General features: G+C 62.4%; 3 protein-coding genes and 1 pseudogene. All 4 read right to left on the bottom strand.

What is annotated here, in order from left to right; all coding sequences use genetic code 11:
* A pseudogene (locus tag Q7O77_RS16880) lies at positions 1–206 on the bottom strand (phage tail protein); the annotation flags it as partial.
* Positions 206–781: a phage tail protein gene (locus Q7O77_RS16875; protein ID WP_085653700.1), complete on the bottom strand. Its 576-nt coding sequence runs from the start codon at positions 779–781 to the stop codon at positions 206–208. The gene Q7O77_RS16875 and the pseudogene Q7O77_RS16880, both read right to left, overlap by 1 nt.
* On the bottom strand, positions 774–1,886 hold the full coding sequence (locus Q7O77_RS16870; protein ID WP_304169917.1) for a baseplate J/gp47 family protein: 1,113 nt from the start codon (positions 1,884–1,886) through the stop codon (positions 774–776). Before Q7O77_RS16870 ends, Q7O77_RS16875 begins: the two co-directional genes overlap by 8 nt.
* Positions 1,877–2,224 (bottom strand): GPW/gp25 family protein, encoded by a 348-nt coding sequence (locus Q7O77_RS16865; RefSeq protein WP_085653702.1) that lies wholly within the window; start codon positions 2,222–2,224, stop codon positions 1,877–1,879. The genes Q7O77_RS16870 and Q7O77_RS16865 overlap by 10 nt, the downstream gene beginning before the upstream one ends.
* Positions 2,225–2,568 lie beyond the last annotated feature (344 nt).

The following is a 2,568-nucleotide window of genomic DNA, read 5'->3' as shown; positions in this document are numbered from 1 at the left end:
TACTGCGTGTGCGGGTCGGCCGCGGATTCGTGCTGCGAAAGACCGGCGCTGGTCGCGTCCAAATTGTCTTTAAGGTAGCGGGTGCGATAGGCCAGCTCCTGCGCCTGACGGTTGGATATCCCGCCGGGGCCGCCCACCACCGGGTCCGAGGTTTCCAACTGGTATATACCGTCGGTCCACTCGGCTTTTTCTGTTAACTCTGCCATTAGGCACTCCCGTAGTTGTAACTATTGTCATAGATTGCCGTGCGGTTGTAGCGAATCGGCACGGCGGTATATTCGATGCTGGCCAGATGGCAACGCGCGGGGGCGATGGCCTCTAGCGTGCGGCGCAGCATCTGCGCCTGATCGTTGGTGATCGGCTGCTGCAACAGCACGCGGTAAACCGCCCATTTGCTGGCGTCGCCGTACACGAACAGGTTGTTGTAACGGCGTTCGCCGTCGTAATTGAGGCGTCCGATATGCTCGATCAGCTCGACCTCGCCGAAGCCCAGACTGCGGATCACCGCGCGGATCGCCCAGGGCGTACCCTTGTAGCGATGCATTTCGATGGCGGTTTTGATCATCGCCCGGCGCGCGTCTTCCGACTCCGCCAGCACCCAGCCGTCTTCCTTCAGGGAAAACTGTTCGGCCAGCGCGTCCAGCGCGCTGCTGTCGACGATGTCGACGAGGTAAACCATCAGCGCCGACAGATCCAGCTCATCCCAGCGCTCGGCCAGATTCGCCAGCGCGGTCAGGCTGGCGTCCCCCGCCAGCGGCGGAGGAAGAGGCAGATCACTCATCCGACACCCCCGTCGCCACGATCTCGATACCGGTGCAGTGCGCCCACTGATGCTCTTCGACCGTCAGCGACTGCGTGGGCGAGGTCAGCGACACGTCGTAGACGCCGTTCACCGACAGCGCGGCCATGATCTGGCTGAGCACGATGTCTTTGCCGAGCGTCGCTGCCCGCGCCTGAACCCAGGCGGCGGCTGCGGTTTCCGCCGCGGCTTTCACGGACTCGGAGGACTCGCCGCGCTTGATGACCAGCTGCGCATGGATGGCATAATCCACCCGCTCCGGCGCGCTGACGGTGACCGTGTCGGTCAGCGGACGCACCTTCTCCGCCGAACACAGGCTCTCGACGTCGGTGAGCACCGAGGCATCCGGCAGACCGCCGGACATCAACGGGTACAGCTCGACCGTCCCCGGCGTCGGCGACACCACCGCGACATCGACGATGTCCGGGTGCGCGCTCAGCGCGTGATAGCGGTACGCCAGCCGGGAACCCGCGGTGCTGAACGCTTCGGGCGCCAGCATGATACGTTCGCGCAGCTTCTCGTCATCTTCCTGCTCTGAGCCGCCGCTGGTGGCCGTCAGGTTGCTGACCGACAGGTCGAGGAGATCACTCACATCGTCCAGCAAGGTACTGATCTGCGCGGGCTGCCAGCCGTTGCCGACCGTGCCCGCGTCGGCGCAGGTCGCCGTGGTGGTGATGCTCGTCGTGCCGGCTTTCAGCACGGCGTCCGTATCGGTCGCAAAAATGACGCTGTCGGAAGCGCTGACCCGCAGCCCCGCCGGGATCAGCACGTCGGTCAGCGGCGCGGTGTCGACGCTAAACGCCAGCGTCGCCTGCGCGGACTGCGCCGCCAGTCGATAAACGCCCACCAGCTCGCCGAGATAATCCAGCATCGGCGCACGCGCGTAGCGCACCAGATTCTGCTTGGCCGCATCCTGAATAGCGCTGCGCAATAGCATTTCGCGATAGGCGATCAGGTCGATCAGCAGGCGCTCAGCCTGCGCCGGATAGAGGGTTTTGCCGCTGTCCGCCTCGTAGCGGGCAATCATTTCAGCCGTGATCGCCTCTGCATCACGTTCGATAAACACAGGCTCTGTTGTTAACGCCATACCAGCTCCGTTTGTTGTTCCACGCCTGCGACCGTGCGCCACTGCACCCGAAGCGTCAGATGTTCGCCGTCCACCGTGGGTTTCACGCCCAGCAGTTTGCAGCGCGGCTCCCAACGTTTGATGGCCTCAACCGACTCCCGCACCACGTGCGGAATAGCCCGGTCGATGGGGTAGTCGAGGTAGCGATGTAAATCGCTGCCGAACTCCGGACGATGCGGGTCGCTGCCGCGCGGGGTGCGCAGAATAATGAAAATGGATTGAGCAATATCGGCGGTGCCCTCGACTAAATCGCCGGGGTGTTGCAGTGCCGGTTGCCAGAAGATTGAGTTCGTTTTCATACGGTCAGTATCCCCGCCAACCCGCGCCAGTGCTTGTAAACACAGTTAAAGGTGCATGATGAGGCATGACGAAAAAACGCGATTTTCACGCCCTCGTCCAAGACAGATTGCGCGGACGAAAAACAGTGAAAAAAACCGCCCGGCGAGCGTGAAACTAGCGAGCAAAACGGGTCGAAAATGGGCGATAACGCCCCCGGAAAAGAGCCGCAAAAGGCAAAAGCGAGTCGCCATCGACGTCAACAGACTCGGCGCTCGGATGACGCGGACGAATTGAGGATGGGTAGAACCGTCAACGGAAAGCACGGATATCGCAGAAGGCGAACGGGAAATGGGCGGTGTCGGGT

The organism is Lonsdalea britannica (assembly GCF_946477055.1).
Lineage (GTDB): Bacteria > Pseudomonadota > Gammaproteobacteria > Enterobacterales > Enterobacteriaceae > Lonsdalea > Lonsdalea britannica_A.
The sequence above is the reverse complement of the archived record's forward strand: the minus strand, read 5'-3'. Positions and strand labels throughout refer to the sequence as shown.

Coding starts and splice junctions, on each gene's coding strand:
- Q7O77_RS16875 (WP_085653700.1), bottom strand. CDS start 781: ATGAGTGATCTGCCTCTTCCTCCGCCGCTGGCGGGGGACGCCAGCCTG.
- Q7O77_RS16865 (WP_085653702.1), bottom strand. CDS start 2,224: ATGAAAACGAACTCAATCTTCTGGCAACCGGCACTGCAACACCCCGGC.
- Q7O77_RS16870 (WP_304169917.1), bottom strand. CDS start 1,886: ATGGCGTTAACAACAGAGCCTGTGTTTATCGAACGTGATGCAGAGGCG.